Origin of the sequence: Micromonospora sp. NPDC007208 (genome assembly GCF_042869175.1) — a bacterium.
GTDB lineage: Bacteria > Actinomycetota > Actinomycetes > Mycobacteriales > Micromonosporaceae > Micromonospora > Micromonospora foliorum.
The window spans coordinates 461,067-481,963 of the sequence record NZ_JBIAFG010000002.1 but is presented as its reverse complement, the minus strand read 5'-3'; the positions used below and the strand labels follow the sequence as shown (position 1 = coordinate 481,963).

At 70.7% G+C, this 20,897-nt stretch carries 17 protein-coding genes; 8 read left to right on the top strand and 9 right to left on the bottom strand.

Annotated elements, in window-relative coordinates:
* Window positions 1–191: 191 nt before the first annotated feature.
* The 5 genes from ACFYL6_RS05705 to ACFYL6_RS05685 all read right to left on the bottom strand — a co-directional run bounded on the left by ACFYL6_RS05705 (window position 192) and on the right by ACFYL6_RS05685 (window position 7,143).
* Window positions 192–2,192, bottom strand: a complete 2,001-nt coding sequence (locus ACFYL6_RS05705) for a DNA/RNA helicase domain-containing protein (RefSeq protein ID WP_387167944.1) — start codon at window positions 2,190–2,192, stop codon at window positions 192–194.
* 110 nt (window positions 2,193–2,302) lie between these two features.
* On the bottom strand, window positions 2,303–4,141 hold the full coding sequence (locus ACFYL6_RS05700) for a DNA/RNA helicase domain-containing protein (protein ID WP_387167941.1): 1,839 nt from the start codon (window positions 4,139–4,141) through the stop codon (window positions 2,303–2,305).
* Window positions 4,142–4,323: 182 nt separating this feature from the next.
* Window positions 4,324–4,707, bottom strand: coding sequence for a nucleotide pyrophosphohydrolase (locus ACFYL6_RS05695; protein WP_387167937.1), 384 nt, complete (start codon window positions 4,705–4,707; stop codon window positions 4,324–4,326).
* A gap of 233 nt (window positions 4,708–4,940) precedes the next feature.
* Window positions 4,941–5,768, bottom strand: a complete 828-nt coding sequence (locus ACFYL6_RS05690) for a DUF3152 domain-containing protein (protein ID WP_387167934.1) — start codon at window positions 5,766–5,768, stop codon at window positions 4,941–4,943.
* Window positions 5,769–5,946: 178 nt separating this feature from the next.
* Entirely contained in the window at window positions 5,947–7,143 is a 1,197-nt protein-coding gene (locus tag ACFYL6_RS05685; RefSeq protein ID WP_387167931.1) for an ROK family transcriptional regulator, read from the bottom strand.
* A 163-nt stretch (window positions 7,144–7,306) separates the two neighbouring features.
* Between ACFYL6_RS05685 and ACFYL6_RS05680 the strand changes: the two genes are divergently transcribed.
* Genes ACFYL6_RS05680 through ACFYL6_RS05655 form a run of 6 tightly spaced genes read left to right on the top strand, consistent with a single transcriptional unit; the run spans window position 7,307 to window position 12,303 of the window.
* Window positions 7,307–8,035, top strand: coding sequence for an amino acid ABC transporter ATP-binding protein (locus ACFYL6_RS05680; RefSeq protein ID WP_238657928.1), 729 nt, complete (start codon window positions 7,307–7,309; stop codon window positions 8,033–8,035).
* A 19-nt stretch (window positions 8,036–8,054) separates the two neighbouring features.
* Complete coding sequence (locus ACFYL6_RS05675) at window positions 8,055–9,023, top strand: glutamate ABC transporter substrate-binding protein (RefSeq protein ID WP_387167928.1); 969 nt, start codon at window positions 8,055–8,057, stop codon at window positions 9,021–9,023.
* A 16-nt stretch (window positions 9,024–9,039) separates the two neighbouring features.
* Window positions 9,040–9,684, top strand: a complete 645-nt coding sequence (locus tag ACFYL6_RS05670) for an amino acid ABC transporter permease (RefSeq protein WP_387167925.1) — start codon at window positions 9,040–9,042, stop codon at window positions 9,682–9,684.
* Window positions 9,681–10,550, top strand: coding sequence for an amino acid ABC transporter permease (locus ACFYL6_RS05665; protein WP_387167922.1), 870 nt, complete (start codon window positions 9,681–9,683; stop codon window positions 10,548–10,550). The genes ACFYL6_RS05670 and ACFYL6_RS05665 overlap by 4 nt, the downstream gene beginning before the upstream one ends.
* Entirely contained in the window at window positions 10,547–11,563 is a 1,017-nt protein-coding gene (locus ACFYL6_RS05660; protein WP_387167919.1) for an asparaginase, read from the top strand. Before ACFYL6_RS05665 ends, ACFYL6_RS05660 begins: the two co-directional genes overlap by 4 nt.
* Window positions 11,560–12,303 (top strand): copper homeostasis protein CutC, encoded by a 744-nt coding sequence (locus tag ACFYL6_RS05655; protein WP_387167916.1) that lies wholly within the window; start codon window positions 11,560–11,562, stop codon window positions 12,301–12,303. Before ACFYL6_RS05660 ends, ACFYL6_RS05655 begins: the two co-directional genes overlap by 4 nt.
* Before the next feature lie 204 nt (window positions 12,304–12,507).
* Here ACFYL6_RS05655 and ACFYL6_RS05650 read toward each other — a convergent pair whose 3' ends face one another.
* The gene (locus ACFYL6_RS05650) at window positions 12,508–13,065 is read right to left on the bottom strand and encodes a hypothetical protein (protein WP_387167913.1); all 558 of its coding nucleotides are present in this window, start codon (window positions 13,063–13,065) and stop codon (window positions 12,508–12,510) included.
* Between the two features lie 211 nt (window positions 13,066–13,276).
* Window positions 13,277–15,727, bottom strand: coding sequence for a glycoside hydrolase family 2 protein (locus ACFYL6_RS05645; RefSeq protein ID WP_387167910.1), 2,451 nt, complete (start codon window positions 15,725–15,727; stop codon window positions 13,277–13,279).
* Between the two features lie 113 nt (window positions 15,728–15,840).
* On the opposite strand from ACFYL6_RS05645, the gene ACFYL6_RS05640 reads away from it, so the two are divergent.
* Window positions 15,841–16,860 carry a LacI family DNA-binding transcriptional regulator gene (locus ACFYL6_RS05640; RefSeq protein WP_387167907.1) on the top strand — a complete coding sequence of 340 codons (1,020 nt, stop codon included), beginning with the start codon at window positions 15,841–15,843 and terminating at the stop codon, window positions 16,858–16,860.
* A gap of 6 nt (window positions 16,861–16,866) precedes the next feature.
* Here ACFYL6_RS05640 and ACFYL6_RS05635 read toward each other — a convergent pair whose 3' ends face one another.
* Window positions 16,867–19,239, bottom strand: a complete 2,373-nt coding sequence (locus ACFYL6_RS05635) for an EAL domain-containing protein (RefSeq protein WP_387167905.1) — start codon at window positions 19,237–19,239, stop codon at window positions 16,867–16,869.
* A gap of 217 nt (window positions 19,240–19,456) precedes the next feature.
* On the opposite strand from ACFYL6_RS05635, the gene ACFYL6_RS05630 reads away from it, so the two are divergent.
* Window positions 19,457–19,849 carry a PH domain-containing protein gene (locus ACFYL6_RS05630; protein ID WP_387167902.1) on the top strand — a complete coding sequence of 131 codons (393 nt, stop codon included), beginning with the start codon at window positions 19,457–19,459 and terminating at the stop codon, window positions 19,847–19,849.
* Here ACFYL6_RS05630 and ACFYL6_RS05625 read toward each other — a convergent pair.
* A complete protein-coding gene (locus ACFYL6_RS05625) occupies window positions 19,843–20,769 on the bottom strand; it encodes a 2-hydroxyacid dehydrogenase (RefSeq protein ID WP_387167899.1) in 927 nt (308 codons plus the stop codon). The two genes, ACFYL6_RS05630 and ACFYL6_RS05625, sit on opposite strands and share 7 nt — an antisense overlap.
* Between the last annotated feature and the right edge of the window lie 128 nt (window positions 20,770–20,897).

Sequence of the window (20,897 nt, the reverse complement as noted above, 5' to 3'; positions counted from 1 at the left end):
CCCGGCTGGCGCGGAGATTTCGCCCGGCCGGGCAGCGCCGTCTCCGCAGCCGGCAGCCCACACAGCGCCCCCCTTGATCGAGACGGGATCGGTGATACCGGGGTGTCGAGCCCACCCCGATGCCGCGTTGTCAAGGATCCCGTGCTGATCGCGCCCGGGTGGCGCGGAATCGGTGGCCAGGATCGCGTTCGTCAGAGCCCGGAAACCGGACCGGTCTCCGAGCGTTCGGCAGGGGTGGCCGCAGTGCCTACGTGAGGGTTCGTCGGGCTGTCAGCTCCGACCGAATCGATCCGCTGCACGCCGGGGGCAATCAATCGACCGGGCCTGTGCGGTGCCGGGATCAGCCGCGACAGGAAGTCCTGGGTCTCCGGGTCATCCGCGAACAGAAGCGTGCCTCGTAGCCCCCTGGTGAGCAGCACCTTGTACGTGTTTCGGATCAGCCGGTCCGCGTTCCTGGCGATGACCCTGCCCTCGCGATTCACGATCGCCGGGTCGCAGGACTTTCTCGGATCGGAGACGAATCGGCCGTCGCGCACGACGAGATCCTTGCCGATGATGACGCCAGACCAGTTGTACTCGAACCCCTGGGCGGTGTAGATACAGCCGATCTGCCCGAACCCACGCGGATCCGTGGCCCAGTAGGCGCTGGTCGGAATTCCTTTGGGCGGGTAGTCGTCGTACGCGTTCCACGGCCTTGCCCAGGACTCGATGCGGACGTCGGGCACGAGCCGGCCGTTCTGCGCCCGATGTGTCCATGGCCAACAGAACCCAGCCGAGATCCTCGCCGTCTCCCCTCGATCTTGGCATCCCCGCAGGATCGTCTCCATCTCCTCGGGAGAATCCACCAGGGCGAGCCGGAACCGTTCGTCGCCCTTCCAGCGGTACGGAGCCGCGCGGGCCAATCCCAACAGGTGCAGCACCCACCGTTCGTAGCGTGGGCTACCGCCGCAGCGGAACTGCGCGCCTAACTCGATCCGGTCGACCTCCAGATCCAACTGACCTGCCGCCTCCGTGATCGTGTCTACGCTGCCCACCTCGTCGGGACGTACGACCTGGTTGTCATCGAGCAGGAAGACCGGCACCTTGGCGGCCTCGATCAGCTCCTGCACCTGGGGCTTGCTGCCCTGCCGCGACCCTTTGGTCGACCGTTCACGAATCCGGTGCGCCTCGTCGCAAATGAGCACGTCGAGCTTGTCGGGAGTGGCATCCATGAAGTCCATGAAGTAGTTGAACAACGGTCTGGTCCGCTGCACAGGGTCCGCGGGTTGACGCCGCGCGTACTGCTGGAGGGTCCGGGTAAATGCCCGCGAACCGGTGGCGTGGGCAATCTGCCGTTCCTCGCGGGCCAGTTCGGCAAGCAGGTTGAGCCCGATCGCGCTCTTGCCGCTGCCCGGTCCTCCCGAGATGACCACGACACGCTTGCGACGACCGGCCTCGGCCCAACGCACCCCTTGCAGTACCAGTTCGTATGCGGCGCGCTGCTCATCCAACAGCGGAAAATGCGCCCGGTTGGTCACCTCGTCCGCCGCGAGGGACAGCAACTGCGTGCTCTGCCGAACTGGGCTGGTCAGCAACTGAAGGGCCGCCCGCGGGTGCCGCACTCGATCGAACCTACGCTCGAAATAGGACTGGAACTGCGCGGCCTTATCCGGGGTCCACACCATGCTCTGATAGCTGCGTTTTCGCATCAGGTCGGGAATGCGGTCGCGCTTAGCGTTGTGCAGGTAGGCCATGCCGTGGACGGCGTCGGGCCACTCCCGCACCTTCTCGACGTAGTCCACGAGGTACGCGCAGTATGCCTCCACCTGCAACGCGGGATGCAATTGTGGCTGGTCGAGGTGAGTGACACTCAGCACGCTTCCGTCGTCGTCATACCGCGACGCCTCGCTCCACTGCTTCAGTTCCACTATGAGGTACGTCGCCCGCATCGTCAGGGGGTCGGCTCCGGCGAGGATGACGTCGATCCGCCGGCTACTGCGAGGAAGTTGGTACTCCACGAGCGCGTCGAGATCGCTGTATCCCAGCGCACACAGGTGCCGGGCAAGGGCTGGCAAGCTGTTTCGCCAGGAGCGCCGCTCGGGCTCGTTCACCTTGTATCCGGAGCCGGTGAGATAGGCCGCCAGCTCGTCGTCCAGTCGCTTGTCGTCATACAGCGCGACGATCTGAGCCGGTGTGGTCTGAAACGCCAGCACTGACAGGCCCCCGAGGCACGAAGATCTCGTGCGGTGGGGGCGTGTCCTTCGCAGGAAGCCCGTCGATCCGCTGAACTGACGGTCACAGTATCGGCACTGTTCGGCTGTCGCTACCCGGCTTCGGCCTCAAACCTGACCTCCGGCGTACGCCGGACCCGCACCAGATCACGCAGGTACTCCCGCGTCTCCGGGTCGGTCGCATACAGGACCGTGCCGCGCATGCCCCGGGTCAGCAACACCTTGTAGGTGTTGCGAATCAAGCGGTCCACTTCCCCGTCGCCGACGGATTTGCGGCTGCGAATCGACGAGTCCTTCGACTCTTCGCGGCGGGTCACGAGCCGGCCGTCCCTCGCCACCAGATCGGGGCCGATGATGACCCCCGACCAGTCGTACTCGAACCCCTGCGCGGTGTAGACGCAACCTACCTGACCGAAGCCGTTCGGGTCGGTGGCCCAGAACGCGCTTCCCGGCGCCTCGCCGACACTTCGTTCGCTCCGGACGTTCCACGGTCGAGCCCAGTCGCCGATCCTCACGTCCGGCACCAACGTGCCGTCAGGTCTCGGATCACTCCAGGGCCAGCAGTAGCCGGCCGACATCCTGGCCGTGCCACTGGCTGCCTGCCGCTCGGCAAGGTACGCCTCCAATTCCTCTGGGGACTCGGCGACCCGCACGTCGAACCGGCCGTCGCCCACCCAGACGGAAGGCTCACCTCCGTCCAAGCCGAGCAGGTCGAGAACCCACTCCTCGTACGCCTCACTGCCCCCGCAGCGGAACTGATCGTGCAGTGAGACGACGTCGACCTCGACACCGAGCTTCTCCGCGAAGGCGGAGATGACCTCAACGCTGCCCAGCTCGCCTGGCTTCACCACCTGATGCTCGTCGAGCAGAAAGACCGGCACTCGGGCGAGCGAGATGAGTTCCTCCAGTTGCGGACGGGCGACATCCCGGCGCGCCTTGGGCGTGTAACGGTTGACCGAATTCTCCCGTACCCGGTGTGCCTCGTCGCAGATCAGCACTTCGATGTCGTTCGGCTCGGCGTCCATGAAGCTGTTGAAATACTTGAAGAGGCTCTGCAGCCGGGTCGATCCCCTCCCGGCATAGCGACGCAGCGTCTGGGTGAAGGATCGTGAGCCGGTGGCGTGCAGCACCGACCTGTTCTGGCGGGCCAACTCCCCGAGGACCGAGAGTGCTATGACGCTCTTGCCGCTACCCGGCCCGCCCGCGACCACCACCGCGCGCTTGTGGTTCGCCGTCCGGGCCCGCGCGATAGCGTGCATGACCATCTCGTACGCCACATGCTGCTCATCGAGCAGGATGAAGTGCGAGCGTTCCTTCAGCTCGGCAGCGGCGTACTTCAGCAGATGCCGGCTGGGGCGCACGGTGCTGGTCAGGAACCGGTCCGCTGGGCCTGCTCCCGAAGCGGGTGCAAACCGGCTCCGCAGGTAATCAAGCCACTGCCCCCGACGCTGCCCGGTAAAGATCCGGCTCTGCTCGCTGGACGCTCGGTCGAGCAGGTCGGCAACGTCACGGTCCACGGCGTTGTGCAGGTAGGCGGCACCCCTCAACAGCTTCTGATCGCGGCCGAGTACGCCCAGAAAGTCGTTGAGGTAGCGACAGTAGTCCTGTACCTGGACACCGGGATGCAGGCGCGGGCCGTGGACCTGCTCGACAGCGACGAGAGTTTCCGATTCCTCGAAGGCCGTGGCATAGGACCACTGTTTGAGTTCAACGACGAGGTAGGAGTCGTCTCCGGTACGTGGATCGACACCGGCCAGCACCGCGTCGACGCGTCGGCTGGTCAACGGAAGCTGATACTCAACGAGCACCTCGACCTCGGTCAGGCCCGCGTCAGCGAGATCCTGAGCGAGCACCGGGAGGCTACGCGCCCAGGCCCGCTTCTCTGCGGGGCTCACCCCATGACCGCCGTGGCGGGATCGCTCGGTCAGCACCTCAACCAGGGTGCCATCGGTTGCGAGACGCAAAAGACCAGCAGCGGACGTACGGAACGCCGACATCGACAGGTGCCCCCGGGCAGCACGAAGAGATCGTGCGGATGGGGGGCATATCCGTGCACCGGAAGCCCGTCGGACCGCCTTACTGCCACGACTGTAACGAGAAGATCAACCGACGGCTACGACCGTGGCGCCTTCGCTGCGGAGCCCCTGGCGCTTTCCACCGGGTAGCGCCGGGCTGAGTCCGCCAGTTTGTCGACCGCCGCCTCCACGAGGTCGATGTCGAGGACGTCGGCGAGCCGCACCAGATAGATCATGACGTCGCCAATCTCGGCGCGCACCCGTGCACCTGCTTGCGGATCCGTCATCACCTGGGCGGCCTGCTCGGGCGTGAGCCACTGGAGCTCTGCCAGCAGTTCGCCGACCTCACCGGAGAGCGCCATCGCCAGGTTCTTCGGTGTGTGGAACTGCTGCCACTCGCGCTCCTCGGCGAAACGCCGGAGCTGATCGGCGAGCCGGGAGACACCACCCGCGGCGGATTCCGCTTCCGAAGGGCTGCCCATACCTCAGATCCTCACCTCGCCGGGGTCGACCTCCTCATCATTCTCGCCCAGGCTGACCGGGGCCATGTGACGAGTAGGGCCCCGGGTACGTCCAGCCCTGCTCTCCTGATCGACACGGGATCACTGATACCGGGGTGTCGAGCCGATCCGGACACCGCGTTGTCAGGGATCCCGTGTCGATCACGCCGGGACGGCGCGGGGGTCGGCGGCCGAGAGCGTCGGGGAGTGGCGGGTCAGGACGGTGCCCACGGTCCACTGACGAACTGGCCGTTGCCGACGAACGGACTGACGTTGGGCACGCACCCGCCCAGGTCGATCGTCTGGGTCATCATGACCGGGGCCGGCTTGCCGCGCCCGCCACACTTCATGTGGGCGAAGCCGAGGAAGTGGCCGAACTCGTGGTTGATCACGCCGGCGTGGTACTCGTCGATGCTGACCGGGTATCCCGGTGAACCCTGGAGCCAACGTCGCAGATTGATCATGATCGTCTTGCCGTACTTGCAGGAGTAGACGCCCTCGGTGTCGACGCCGCTCGCGCCGCAGAGTCGGTCCACTGTCCTCGGTGTCGCGAGCCGCACGTCGACGTCGACCCTGGAGCTGCCGACCCGTTGGAAGGACCACGACGCCCGGGTCAGGTTCACCGCGGCGTTGGTGACCGGGTGCTGTGCCGAGGTGGCCCACCCGTTCGGTGCCGCCAACACCTGCTCGATGCTCGCGGCGAACCGGTCCGGTTTCCAGGCGGGGATGTCACCCCAGGCGATGCCCTTCTCCACCGAGACGCTGTAGCGGACCCGTTTCTTGCCCTTGCCGATCACGCGACCGGTGCCGGTGGCGGTGGCGAAGGTGCCGGCGGCCCGGGTGGGGATCTGCACGTCGGTCGGGATCTTCGGAGTCGGGCTGGAGGTCGGCGTGTTGCTGCGGCTCGGGGCTGAGCTCTGCGCACTCGGGCCGGTGCGGGGGACATCGGCCTGCCCGGAAGCCGGTGTGGACAGGCCACAGGCGGCGGTCGCCAGCACCGCAGCCAACGAGATCGGCACGAGCAGCCGGCCGTTGATCCGCACGTCGAAACCTCCAGGAGCGATCACGGGTGAGTGAGGAAACACCGGAAGGCTATGTGACTGGGGGTAAGGAAATTGTCAGGATGATCGGCGGCCGGATGTCGTCAAAGAAGCATAAGTCCGACAGGCCGTGTCAAAAAGGCAGCACTGTGCGTGATTGGGCGCGGCCTGCTGAGCGAGGTCAGGCGGCCGCTACGACGTGGTCGATCACCAGGTGGGCAGCACCGGTGATGCCGACGTCCTGGCCGGCGGCGACCCGTTCGATGAGCAGGGTCTGGGTGGCCAGCGGGAGGCACCGCTCGTAGAGGGTGGCCCGCATGCTGGCCAGCAGCGGCTCGCAGTCGGCGAGCCGACCGCCGATGGCCACCACCTGCGGGTTGAAGAAGTTGACCACCACGGCCAGGATCTCGCCGACGGCGCGACCGGCCTGCCGGGCGAGGGCGGTGGCCTGCCGGTCACCGTCGTCGATCAGCCGGATCACACCGGTCAGGTCGGAGACCGGTACGCCCTGACCCCGCAGCGCGGTGACAAGTGCGGCGCCGCTGGCGACCGCCTCCAGGCAACCGGCGTTTCCACAGGTGCACGGTGGCGCGGGATCGGCCACGACCCGGCAGTGGCTGATGTCCCCGGCCGAGCCCTGCGCACCCCGGTGCAACCGTCCACTGGAGATCACACCGGAGCCGATCCCGGTGCCCGCCTTGATGTAGACGGCGTGGTCCAACTCGGGGTGCGCGGTGCGGTGCGCGCCGAGCGCCATCAGGTTGGCGTCGTTGTCCACGATGACCGGCACGTCGACCCGACCGGCGCAGAATGCGGCGACGTCGAAGCCGTTCCAGCCGGGCATCCGCGACGGGCTGACGATCCGCCCGGTGGCGTGCTGCACCGGGCCGGGAATACCGATGCCGATGCCGCGGAGCGCACCTGTCGCCGAGCCGTCGGCCGCCGCAGCGCCGCCGGTCGAGGCCGCCCGATCGCCGCCCACCAGCGTGGCGACCTCCGCGAGCAGCGTGCCGAGCACCACCTCCGGGCCGTCCTCGATGCGGACCGGCAGGGTGCGGGCCTGGACCACCCGGCCGGAGAGGTCCAGCGCGCCGACGCGGGCGTGGTGTGCGCCGAGGTCGATGGCGCCGACCACGGCGCCGCCGGTGGGTACGGCGAGTTGGCGGGGCCGTCGTCCACCCCGGGACCGCCCGGCGCCGGTCTCCTCCAGCAGCCCCTGACTGATCAGCGCCTCGACCCGTTGGGAAACCGTCGAGGGGGACAGCCCGGAGAGCCGGGACAGGTCGGCCCGACTGACGGCCGCACCGGTGGCCACCCAGCGCAGTAGCTCCCGGGGGCCGCCCCGGAGGGCATCGCGTGGCGCGTCGTCAATCGTCACGTCAGCTTCTTAGCACCCGGAGTTTGTTCAAGCAACCGGTTGACTTAGTTTGCTGGCTACCTTTAGATGGCGCTGTTGGTTCGATATGAAGCTGACTTAGTTTTGTAGTCGAAGGAAGTGAGGCCGCGTGGTGGCACCGGAGACGACGGGTGCGGACCGACCGATGGTGTCGGTACGCGGCCTGAACAAGTGGTTCGGTCCGCTGCACGTGCTCAAGGACATCGACCTCACGGTGGCCGCCGGCGAGGTGGTCGTCGTGGTGGGGCCCTCCGGCTCCGGCAAGTCGACCCTGTGCCGCTGCCTCAACCGGCTGGAGACCGCCGGGCAGGGCAGCATCGAGATCGACGGCGAGCCGCTGCCCGCCGAGGGCCGGGCGCTGGCCCGGCTGCGCGCCGATGTCGGCATGGTCTTCCAGTCCTTCAACCTCTTCGGCCACAAGACGGTGCTGGACAACATCACCCTCGGCCCCACCCGGGTCCGCCGGATCCCTCGGCCCGAGGCGCGGCAGCAGGCGATGGCCCTGCTGGAGCGCGTCGGCATCGCCGACAAGGCGGACCACCACCCGGCCCAACTCTCCGGCGGGCAGCAGCAGCGGGCCGCGATAGCCCGGGCCCTGGCGATGCAGCCGAAGGTGCTGCTCTTCGACGAGCCGACCTCGGCCCTCGACCCGGAAATGGTCAACGAGGTGCTCGACGTGATGGTCTCCCTCGCCGCCGAGGGGATGACCATGATCGTGGTGACCCACGAGATGGGTTTCGCCCGTCGCGCCGCCGACCGGGTGGTCTTCATGGACGACGGCCGGATCGTCGAATCCGGCGCCCCCGACGACTTCTTCGCAGCTCCGCGCACCGAGCGGGCCCGCGACTTCCTATCCAAGATCCTCCAGCACTAGCCCCCAACGGGAGGGTGTCATGTCAATCCTCAAAATGAGCTTCACCGGGCGGCGGTCGCTCGCCCTCACCGCCACCGCGGTGGCGGTGACCCTCGCCGCGGCCGGCTGCGGCGGCGACAGCGGTGGCGGCGCTCCGGCGCTGCCCGGCAACCCCGGCCTGGGCGGCGACGGCGTGGTCGCCCAGTCGGTGTACGACGCCGCCCCGGTCGCCACCGACGCGGACATCCCGGCGGGTTCCACCATGGAGGCGATCCGCAAGCGCGGCTACCTGAACGTCGGCGGATCCCTGGACGCGCCGCTGCTCTCCCAGCAGAACCCGGTCAGCGGCACCATCGAGGGCTTCGACGCCGACATGGCGAAGCTGCTGGCGAAGTACATCATCGGCAAGCCCGAGGTGAAGACGACGACCATCGGCACCCAGACCCGGGAGGCCATGCTCCAGGCCAAGTCGGTGGACGCGGTCTTCCAGACGTACACGATCACCCCGCAGCGGGCCACCCAGGTCGCCTTCGCCGGGCCGTACCTCACCTCCGGCCTCGCGGTCGGGGTCCGCAAGGACGACACCTCGATCAAGAGCGTCGAGGACCTCGCCGGCAAGACCGTGATCGTCGGGGCGAACACCCCGGCCGTCACCGCGCTGCCCTCCGCCGCGCCCGGCTCGAAGCAGATCGCCTTCGGCACCGACCCGCAGGCGTTGCAGGCGCTGCTGCAGAAGCGCGGCGACGCGTACGTGCAGGACTTCACGCTGCTCGCCTCGGGCGCCAAGGCCAACCCGGGGATGAAGGTGGTCGGCGAGCCGTTCACCACCGAGGCGTACGGCATCGGCCTCAACAAGGAGGACGCGCAGTTCAAGGAGTTCGTCAACAACTGGCTGAAGAAGATCCAGGCCGACGGCACGTGGGCGAAGGTCTGGGAGGGCACCCTCGGCTCGGTGGTGGAGGGTGGCGCGCCCACGCCGCCCGCCCTCGGTTCCGCCGACGGCTCCTGAGCAGCCTCTCGTACCCATGGAAGCCCTCACCGCCCACCTGAGCCAGCTTGGCCACGGCCTGGTCACGACGGTCGAACTGACCGTCGTGACCACCCTCGGCGCGATGCTGCTGGGCATCGTCGTGGCCACCCTGCGGATCGCCCCCGTCCCGCTGCTGCGCGCCATCGGCACCGCGTACGTCGAGGTGTTCCAGAACCTGCCGCTGCTGGCGCTCCTGGTGCTCTTCGTGTTCGCGCTGCCGACCATCGGCATCACGTTCCCGCTGTTCACCTCCGCCGCGATCGTCATCGCGGTGTACGAGGGGGCGTACCTGGCCGAGGCGATCCGCGCCGGGATCAACACGGTCGGTGTGGGCCAGGCCGAGGCTGCCCGTGCCATCGGCCTCACGTTCGGCCAGTCCCTGCGGCACGTGATCCTGCCGCAGGGACTCCGGGCGGTGATCCAGCCGATCGGCAACATCTGCATCGCGCTGCTGATGAACACCTCGCTGGCCGCCGCCGTCGGCGTGGTCGAGCTGACCCAGGCGGCCAACAACGTGAACCTGGTCGAGGCGCAACCGATCGCCGTCTTCACCGGCGCGGGCCTCGCCTACATGCTGCTGGCGCTGATCATCGGTCAGGTCACCGGCCTGCTCGAACGAAGGCTGGCAATCGTCCGATGAACAAGACGCAACAGATCCTCTTCGACGAGCCCGGCCCCCGCGCCCAGCGGCGGATCCGGATCGCCACCGTGCTGGGCGCGATCCTCCTGGCCGGCGCCCTGGTCGCGGCCGTCTACCAGTTCGCCAGCCACGGCGAGCTGGCCGCCGCCCGGTGGGAGCCCTTCACCACCTGGCCCATCTGGCGGTACCTGCTCAACGGCCTGTGGGCCACGCTGCGCGCCGCCGCCGCGACCGCAGTGCTCAGCTCCGCGCTCGGTCTGCTGCTGGCGCTCGGCCGGCTGTCGACGCATCGACCGCTGCGCTGGCTGGCCGGCGCGTACGTGGAGATCTTCCGGACCGTACCCACCCTGCTGCTGATCTACGTGACGCTGTTCGCCCTGCCGCAGTACGGACTGAACTTCCCGCTGTTCTGGAAGCTCGTGGTGCCGCTTGTGGTCTCCAACTCGGCGGCGTTCGCGGAGATCTTCCGGTCCGGCATCCTGGCGCTCGACCGTGGGCAGACCGAGGCCGGTCTCGCGGTCGGGCTGCGTCGTGGGCAGGTGATGGCGCTGGTGGTCCTGCCGCAGGCGCTGCTCCAACTCGCCCCGTCCCTGGTCAGCCAGCTGGTCGGGCTGCTCAAGGACACCTCGCTCGGCTTCGTGGTCAGCTACACCGAGCTGCTCTACAGCGGCCAGGTGCTCTCCTCGTACACCCACCTGCTGGTCCAGACGTTCCTGGTGGTGGCGCTGATCTACCTGGTGGTCAACGCCTCGCTGTCGAAGTTCGCCCGCGTACTCCAGGCTCGCAACGGCCGCTTCGGCGGCCGGCGCGGACGGCGGACCGCGGAGCTGCCCCCGCCGCTTCTCGAAGGGAACACCCCCCGGTGACGATCTTCCGCTACGCCGAACTGGCAAGGGTGGTGCGCAACGGCTTCGTGGAGAGCCGGCACTACGGCAGCGTCGTGGTGCTCGCCCCGGACGGGAGTGTCGCCCTCGCCGCCGGCGTACCCGACGAGCCGGTGCTCCCCCGCTCCACCCTCAAGCCGGTGCAGGCACTGGCCTGCCGGATCGCGGCGGGCGATGAGCTGACCGGCCCGGCGTTGGCCCTCGCCGCCGGCAGCCACACCGGCGACGACCGGCACGTCGAGGTGGTGCGGGCCATGCTGGCCGGGGCCGGCCTGACCGAGGACGCGCTCGGCTGCCCGGTGGACTGGCCGGAGGACGAACCGACCCGGGACCGGCTGATCCGCGCCGGCGGGCAGCGCGACCGGATCCGGATGAACTGCTCCGGCAAGCACGCCGCGATGCTTGTCGCCTGCGTCGCCAGGTCCTGGAGCACTCACGACTACCTCGACCCCGACCACCCGCTGCAGCGGGAAACCGCCGCCGCCGTCGCCCGGCTGGCCGGCACGCCGATCGCGCACCACGCGATCGACGGCTGCGGCGCACCGCTGTTCGGCCTGCCGCTCACCGGCCTGGCCCGCACCTTCCAGGCGTTGGTCACCGCGCCCGCCGGAAGCGACGAGGCGCTGGTCGCGCAGGCCATGCGCCAACACCCGGAGTACGTCGGCGGCTGGCACGGGCACCCCAACACCGACCTGATGCGGGCGCTGCCCGGCGTCCTCGCCAAGGGCGGGGCCGAGGGCGTGCTCGCGGTGGCCACACCGGACGGTCACGCGGTGGCGGTGAAGGCGATCGACGGTTCACCCCGAGCCACCACCGCCATCGCCCTCGCCGCCCTCGACGCCGTGGGCGTACCGGTGGGTGGGGCCGACGCGCTGCGCCAGGTGCCGGTGCTCGGCGGCGGCGTACCGGTCGGCGCCGTCACGGCCGTCATCGACTGGACCCCGGCATCGTCTCGTACGTCTCGCACGTCTCGCACGGAAGAGGAAGAATCATGAACACATTCGAGATCTGCATCGACAGCGTCGAGGGGGCGGTCGCCGCGGAGGAGGCCGGCGCCGACCGGGTGGAGTTGTGCTCCGCGCTCTTCGACGGCGGGCTGACCCCCAGCCTGGGCACCATCGAGACGACCCTGCGCGCCGTCAGCCGGATCCGGGTACACGTGATCGTCCGCCCCCGGGCCGGCGACTTCATCTACTCGCCGTTCGAAATCGAGGCCATGGAGCGGGATGTGCGGGCCGCGGTGGCCGCCGGCGCGCACGGCATCGTGATCGGCGCGTTGACCGCCGAGGGTGACGTCGACGTGCCGACCACCCGCCGGCTGATCGCCGCCGCCGGCGACGCCAGCATCACCTTCCACCGGGCGTTCGACATGACCCGCGACCCGTACGCGGCGCTGGAGCAGCTCATCGAGCTGGGCGTGCACCGCGTGCTCACCTCCGGTCAGGAGGTCAGCGTGCTGGAGGGCGCTCCGCTCATCGCCGACCTGGTGCGCCGGGCCGCCGGCCGGATCGTCATCATGCCGGGCGGTGGAATCACCCCCCGCAACATCGCCCGGATCGTCGAGGCGACCGGCGCCGACGAGTACCACTTCGCCGCCCTGGTCAGCTCGGACAGCCCGGCCGTACACCGCAACCCGGCACCGCTGATGGGCGGCAGCCTGAACCGGCCGGAGTACGAGCGCTCCGGCACCTCGGGCGCCCTGGTCGGCCAGGTGCTCGCCGCCGCCCGCGCCTGACCTTTCGCGCCCCTGGCCGTGATGACCGTGCCCCCGGGCGTGATGATCGTGCCCCGGGGGGCGATGATCGTGCTCGAACATGGAAGTAGTGGCCTCCCCACCGTGGGAGGCCACTACTTCATGGATCGAGCACGATCATGGGACGTCAGCCCCTTCGTGATCATCGCTTGAAGCGCGGTCGGGCCCACCATTCAGGCTTGGTCGCTAACCGGTGGCGAGGTTGATGGCGACGCCGATCGGGATGGACGCCGCGAGCCCCGCGACCAACCACCACAGCTGCTCACGCCTGGCCCTTCGCTGGGCCGACTGAAGACCGCCCTGGATCTGGGTCAGGGTGCTCGCCATCATCATCAGGTTGTTCTCCCCACCGGCCTGCTCGCCCGTGAGTGACCGCCGCATGCCGTAGCGGCGAAGCCGGCTCGTCGTCGACAACGTCAACTGATGCCTGCGAACGCGACGCGACGCGAACACCACCGGCTCGGGATCCCCGAAGTCGTCGCTAGCGTCGTCATAGTCACCGTCGTCGTCCGGATCCTTCAGGGGCTCGACAGTGAGGTAGATACCGGTCCGACGCAGGCGCGAGAAGCGTCGCCTGGGGTGGAGTGCCAACCACCAGAGGCCACCGCCGCCGCCGAGCAGAACGAGGTTCGCGGCGATCGCGCCGATCGCCCACCAGTCCGTGACGAGGAAACCGACGGCACCGACGGGGATGGCCGCCAGGATGAGCGCCTTCGCCGTGGCCGTGCCGCTTATCCCTCGCATGCCTGTCATTCAACCGGTCATGCCCGGTCGCCTGGGTCTGTGCTATCCGGAAGGCGACAGAAGCAAGGTTGGGTGACCTGACGGTCAGCCACCGTGATGTCGGCTCCCGGTCCGCTCCCGAGCGCTATACCTCAGAGGTATGAATATGCCTCTGAGGTATAGCGCTCAACGGAGCATCGACCCCGAGAGAGGCGACTGCCGGCCGGCGACGCTAGCTCGACGTCAGGTCGTTGACGCAGCGCAGCACCGGGCGGGCGACGAGCGCCGCCGGGTCCAGGACCCCGGCCGCCTGCACGGTGAAGGTCGTCGACTCGCCGGGCAACAGGGTGACCAGGGCCGTGTCCACAGTGGCGGAGTCGTCGAGGCGATCGGCGAACAGCGTCAGGTCGCGCAGCACCGTGCGGGCCGTGACCCGGACCCGCTGCCCACCGTCGACCGGCTCGACCCTCGCGTCCCAGGCCGCCGCCGGCCAGTCCACGTCCCGGTCCTCGGCGAAGAACCACAGGGCACGCTCCGCGGTGCCACCGGCCTCCGCGACCAGCAACTCACGCCGGCGCTCGTCCGGCCGCGCCAGGTCCGCCGGCAGCCCCAGCACCACCGAGGAGTACGCCGGGACGTCCAGCTCCATCGTCGTCTTCGCCCGAGTCTCGCCGGTGAGGGTCACCCGGGTCACCGAGGCCGACGCCCGCCAGGGCGTGCCCGCGTCGTTGACCGCCACCAGGGCCAGGCCGCCGTCGCGGGGCTGCACGGTGAGGAGCCGGTCGGCGTACGCGTGGCGCAGCGCGTACCACAGGGGTTTGCGGCGGCCGTCGCCGTCGACGGCCGACCAGGAGGTCACCGGCCAGCAGTCGTTGAGCTGCCAGACGATGGTGCCCGCGCAGACGCCCCGGTGCGAGCGGAAGTGCTCCACCCCGAGCTGGATCGCCCGGGCCTGGTTGAGCTGCGTCAGGTAGTGCCAGTCGTCGAAGTCGGCCGGGGCGGGCAGGTGCGCGTCGAGGCCCCGCTGGAGCTTGGTGTCACCGCCGGCCGCCTTCTGGTGGTGCGCCATGCCCGGTGAGTCGTGCGCCAGGGGTTCGTCGCTCAACGCCCGGCGCAGCGTGGCGTACGCGGGTGGGGCCTGGTAGCCGAACTCGGCGACGAAGCGCGGGACGTACTCCCGGTATTTGGTGTAGTCGTCGGTGTTCCACACGTCCCAGATGTGGGTGGTGCCGTGCGCCGGGTCGTTGGGGTGGATCGCCTCGGTGCCCGACCAGGGACTGCCCGGCCAGTACGGGCGGGTCGGGTCCAGCTCGGCGACGATCCGGGGCAGCACGTCGAGGTAGTAGCCGCGCCCCCAGGTGCGTCCGGCGAGGGCGGGCTGCCAGTCCCAGTCGTGCCAGCCCCAGATGTTCTCGTTGTTGCCGGTCCAGAGCACCAGCGACGGGTACGGGGCGAGCCGGGTCACCTGCTCGGCGGCCTCGGCGGCCACCTCGGTGCCGAACGGCTCCTCCTCCGGGTACGCGGCGCAGGCGAAGAGGAAGTCCTGCTGGACGAGGAGACCGCGCTCGTCGGCGAGGTCGTAGAAGTCCGCCGACTCGTACCGGCCGCCGCCCCAGACCCGCAGCAGGTTGACGTTGGCCGCAGCCGCCTGGTCGAACCGGTCGGCCAGCCGGGCCCGGGTGATCCGAGTGGGGAACGCGTCGTCCGGGATCCAGTTGACCCCGCGGACGAAGACCGGGACGTCATTGACCGACAACGAGAACGGGGTGCCGTGCTCGTCGGGTGTGGTGTCCAGTCGTACCGAGCGGAAGCCGATCCGGTGCGACCAGCTGTCAAGGGTGTCGCCGTCCGGTGCGTGCAGGGTCACCTCGATCGGGTGACGCGCCTGGTCGCCGTACCCCCGGGGCCACCACAGTGCGGGCTCGCGGACGGTGAGGGTCAGCACGGCCGTGCGCTGCCCGGCCGGGACGACCACCTCCGCGCGGACGCCGGCCACGGCGGCGCGGACGGTCAGCGGGACGTCCGCGACCCGCTCGACCTCGACGTGCACCTCGACCCGGCCGTCGCGGCCGTCCATGGTGACCAGTGGACGGACGGTGGCCAGCCGGGCGGTCGACCAGGCGTGCAGGCTGATCTCCTGCCAGATGCCGGCGGTGACCACTGTCGGCCCCCAGTCCCAGCCGAAGTTGCAGGCCATCTTGCGGATGAAGTGGAACGGCTCCGGGTAGGCGTTCGGCCGGTCGCCGAGCCGCTCCTGCTGGGCCTCGGCGTAGCGGTACGCGGAGTCGAACGTGACGACCAGGTCGTTGTTCCCGTCGCGCAGCAGCGGTCGGACGTCGAACCGGTAGCCGCGGTGCATGTTCGCGGTGCGGCCGACCTCGACACCGTTGACTGTGAGCGTGGCGACGGTGTCCAGGCCGGCGCAGACCAGGTCGACTCGGTCGTCGTCGCCCGCCCGGTGGACAACTGTGGTCTGGTAGACCCAGTCGGTGCGCCCGATCCAGGCCACCGCCCGCTCGTTGTCGTCGAGGTAGGGGTCGGGGATCAGCCCGGCGTCGAGCAGGTCGGTGTGCACGCAGCCCGGCACGGTCGCCGGCACGGACCGGCCGGCGACCTCCTCGGGCACCTGCGCTCCGGGGGCCGCTCGCACTGTCCAACCGTCGTAGAGTGCCTGTCGGCTCACGATTTCACCGCACCTTCCCGCATCGAAAGATGCCGTACTGAACCGGATAAGCTGAGCTACGGTACGGTCCGGAATCCGGGCTGTCAACGGCCAGAGAGCGAAGGAGCACGCCGGTGAAGCGGCCGACCATCGCCGATGTCGCCCAACGCGCCGGGGTGTCCAAGGGCGCCGTGTCGTACGCCCTGAACGGGCAGCCCGGTGTCTCCGAGGCCACCCGGCAGCGCATCCTGGCCATCGCCACCGAGATCGGGTTCAGCCCGAGCAGTGCCGCCCGCGCCCTCTCGGCCGCCGCCGCCGGGGCGATCGGCCTGGCCCTGTGCCGACCGGCCCGGACCCTCGGCGTCGAGCCGTTCTTCATGGCGCTGATCAGTGGCGTCGAGGCCGAACTCTCCGCGCGCTCGTACGCGCTGACGTTGCAGGTGGTGGCCGACCACGACGCCGAGATCGCGGTCTACCGGCGCTGGTGGGGCGAACGACGGGTGGACGGGGTGCTCGTCTGCGACCTGCGCACCGACGACAGTCGCATTCCCGCACTCGAACAGCTGCAACTGCCGGCGGTGGTGATCGGTGGCCCCGGCGGCACCGGTGAGCTGGCGAGTCTCTGGTCCGACGACGCCGCCGCGCTGACCGAGGCGGTGGAGTATCTGGTCGCGCTCGGGCACCGGCGGATCGCCCGGGTCGCCGGCCTGCCCGACCTGCGGCACACCGAGATCCGCACCGACGCCTTCGCGGCGGTCTGCCGGCGGCTCGACCTGGTCGACGCGGCCACTGTCTGGTCCGACTACACGGGCGAGGAGGGCGGCCGGGCCACCCGCCGGTTGCTCAGTTCGGCCAACCGGCCCACCGCGGTCATCTACGACAACGACGTGATGGCCATCGCCGGGCTCTCCGTCGCCCAGGAGATGGGCCTGACCGTGCCCGGCGACCTGTCCATCGTGGCCTGGGACGACTCGCCGCTGTGCCGGCTGGTGCACCCGCCGCTGACCGCGCTGGGCCGGGACATCCCGGCGTACGGCGCGCACGCCGCCCGGCAACTGCTCGCCGTCGTCGCCGGGCAGCCCGCCGGCCGGGTGCAGGACGAGACACCCCACCTCACCCCGCGTGGCAGCACCGCACCGCCCCGAGGGAGATGAACCGGTTCAGCGGGACGCGGAGGGAAACTCCTCGAAGTACGCCTCGACCCGCTCGGCGGTCGCCGGCCGGGCCAGCGCGAACCCCTGCCCGTACCGGCAACCGCCCCGGCGCGCCCCCTCGACCTGGGTCGACGACTCCAGCTCCTCGGCGACGATCTCGACGCCCAGCCGCTCACCCACGTTGACCACCACGTCGATCAGCGGCGGCTGCCCGTCCGGCCGTGCGCCGACCAACTCCGGGCCCACCTTGAGCAGGTCGATCGGCAGTCGGCGTAGCTGGGCCAGTGAGGCGTGCTCGGCCCGGAAGTCGTCCAACGCGGTGCGTACGCCCAGCGACCGGAGCCCGGCCAGCCGAGCCACCACGGTCGGCAGGTCACCGGCGACCCTCGGCTCGCTGACCTCCACCACCAGTCGCTCCGGCGGCACCCCGTACGCGGCCAGCACGGCCGCGAGCCGCTGGACGAAGTCCGGAGTGGTCAGCTCCCGGGTCGTGACGTTGACCGCCATCCACAGCTCCCGGACGCCCACCGACCAGTCGGACAACTGCCGGCAGGCCCGGTCCAGCACCCACCACTCCAACTCACCGACCAGGTCCAGGTCCTCGGCGACCGGCAGCAACTCGGTCGGGAGCACCGTGCCGAGCACTGGGCTGCGCCACCGCAGCAGCGCCTCCGCGCCCACCGGCTGCCCGTCGGCCAGGTCGACCACCGGCTGGTAGACGAGATCCAGTTCGCCGCGCGCCACCGCACCGGGCAACTCCCGCTCCAGGTCGAGCCGGCGCACCAGCTGTTCCTCCAGGAACGCGTCGTACCACTCCACCCGGTCCCGGCCCAGCTGCACGGCCCGTCGTCGGGCCAGCTCGGCCTGCCGGAGCACGTCGGCCGGCCCGGCGCCGCTCACCTCTGCCAACCCGATGCTCGTCTGCACGCGCAGCGTCGCGCCGGCCAGCCGGTAGGGCGGGCCGAGCGCGCTCAGCAGTCGGGTGCCCAGCGCGTACGCCAGCACCGGGCCGGCGGCGGTGACCACCGCGAAGCCGGTACCCGTGCACCCGGTGACCAGATCGTCGGCGGCGATGACCGCACGGGCCCGGTGCACCGCCTCGGCCAGCACGTCCTCCCGGGCCGTCGGGCCGATCCCCTCGGTGCCGTGCAGGTCCACCAGCAGCAGCGCGCCGGTCGGCACTGGGACGTCGCCGATCGCGGCCAGGGCGTCCAGCAGGGCGGCCCGGTCGCCGGGGGTGCCGCTCGCCGCCGTGGCGGGTCGCCGGTTGAGCCCCGACCACACGGGACCGTGATCAGGCGACCAGGTCGAGTCGACACCCATCGCGGTGGCCGCCTCCGCTGCGCGGCGGTCTCGCTCGGGCGGCGGCTCCCGCGTGCCCGGCCAGGGCGCCGGGGCCGCACGGCGGTGCCGAAGCGACCGGCCGGCGGGCCGGCGATGAGCGGCCCGCCGACCAGACGTGGGCGCGTCAGTCGCGCGCAGCAGCTCGCGCAGCACCAGGGGCGGCACCGCCGCCAGGGCCAACAGCACGCTCGTCCGGTCCGGTGCGCGGCCGGCGCCCAGGTGCAGACCCGATGCCAGCAGCAGCACCGCCGCGGGAAGCACCGCCCGGGGCCAGGCCGCGGCGACCGGCTCCGCGGGCTCCGCGTCGTCCGCCGCACCCGCGGCGCCGACCGCGACGAGCAACATCCCGAACACCAACGGGGGTACGGCCAGCAGGGCCACCCGCCCGGCCGGCGCGGACGGCACCATGGCCAGCAGCACCAGCCCGCCCAGGGTGAGCAGGACGCCGCCCCGGCAGAGCGCCGCACCCGAGCGCCGCCGCGGCCCCGCGAACGCGTTCAACGCGGCCATGCCCAACCCGCCGAGCGTCAACGCGCAGACCAGCCGAACCGGGCCCGGCTGGCCGTCGCGGGGCAGCAGCAGCCAGCCGGCGAGGGCCAGACCGACGGCCGGGCCGGTCGACTCGACCAGCCAGCGCAGCCGGACCGAGGCCGCCAGCCGCGATCGTCCGGGGAGCCGGTACAGAGCGGTCGCCGAGAGGACCGCCACGACCAGCGACCCGATCGGCACGGCGACGGTGTGCCCGATGTCGGCCAGGGGCAGCACGACGGCGGTGAGACCCGCCACCACCACCGCCGCGTCGAGCAGCACGCCCGCCGCGCGCGGGATCGGCTCGGTGCCGCGTCGGGTGGCCAGCCGGGAGAGTCGCAGCCCGGCGAGCGTGGCGCCGGCACCGGCGGCCAGCGCGATCACCACCGAGGTCGGGACCAGGTCGGCGGCACCGGCGAGGAGCAGCAGCGCCACCGCCACGGACGTGGCGGCCTCCGGTGCCGCACGGCGGAGGACGAGGACGCGGAACGGGTACGCGAGGAGCACGGCGGTCGCCTTCGTGAGGGGGCACGGGGGCGGTGCGGCGGTGCGGGACATCGGACATTGCGAGTCCGCTACCCACGATTGGCAACGATGGACGGCCGAATTGGTTACTTGCCGGTCACTCAGATGAGACAACGACCTGTGTCACTGTACGGCGTACCGCACGCTGCTGGCACCGCCCGCCGCGAGCCGAAACGACCGGGAGTGGGATCATCGGAGGGTGAGTAAGCCCGACACGGTCCGTTTCCGGTACAACCAAGCCATCCTGGTGGCCGCGATCATCGCCTTCGTCGGCGCCCTGCCGCTGGCCAACGCCCGGGCCTACCTGCTGCCGGTGCTGCTCGTCCCGCTCGCCGTCGCGGTGTGGGCCTGGCGGGCCGGCACCGACGCCGACGCGCGGGAGCTGCGTATCCGCGCGCTGGCCGGGCAGCGTCGGATCGACTGGGACCGGGTCCTCGAGCTGACCACCGACCAGCGCGGGCGCGCGGTCGCCCGGCTGGACGACGGCCACCAGGTCACCCTGCCGGCCGTCCGTGGGGCGGATCTGCCCCGGCTGGTCGCGGCGACCGGCCAGCCACTGCCGGGCGCTCCGGCGGACACGCCCGGTCAGTAGCCGTCGACCACCGTGTTGATCAGCGGTTCCCCGGCGGCGAAGCGGCGGACCTGATCGCCCACCAGTCGGTAGGCCCGTGGCCACAACCCGCGCACCGACCCGCCGACGTGCGGAGTGAGCAGCACGTTCGGCATGACCCAGAGCGGGGAGTCGGCGGGCAGCGGCTCCGGGTCGGTGACGTCCAACGCCGCCGAGATCCGACCGGTGCCCAGCTCCGCGACGAGCGCGTCGGTGTGCGCCACCGGGCCCCGGGAGGCGTTGACCAGCAGCGCCCCGTCCGGCATCGCGGCCAGGAACGCCTTGTCGATCAGGCCACGGGTCTGCTCGGTGAGCGGCACCAGCACCACCACCACGTCGGCGTCGGGCAGCAGCCGGGGCAGCTCCTCGACGGCGTGCACCCCCTGCTCCGGGCGGGCCGTCCTGGCGACCAGGGTGAAGCTCACGTCGAAGGGGGCGAGCCGGTCGCGCACCGCGGCGCCGATCGAGCCGGCGCCGATGATGAGCACCCGCTTGCCGGTCAGCTCGTCGGTCGGGGTGTTCTCCGCGTACGTCCAGCGCCGCTCGGCCTGCGCGCGGACGAACGCCGGGAACGCCCGCAGCTGGGCGAGGATCGCGGTGACGACCCACTCGGCGGTGGAGGGGTCGTGCACGCCCCGGGCATCGCAGAGCGTGACAGCCGGCGGCATCCGGCCGGCCCAGGCGTCCGCCCCGGCGGAGAGCAACTGCACCACCGCCAGGTCGGGCAGCTCCCGCAGCAGCGCCGTACCGTCCGAGCCACCCAGGAACGGCGGCACCCAGAAGCGGACGTCGGCCGGCTCGGACGGCATCCGGTCGGTGTGCTCGAAGACCTCCACCGTCACGTCCGCGGGCAGCTCGCCCAGGAGGTCCAGGCCGGCCTGGTGCGGAATCCATACCTTCACGTCCGCCGACGATAGTCCCCGGCATCGCGGCCGGTGGAGGCGCGGCGGCGAACCGGCGTCCCGGGGGATGGCGCGCGGCGTCGGGGCGGGCGAGACTCAGCACACCGATGTTCGACTCCGCCCCTCAC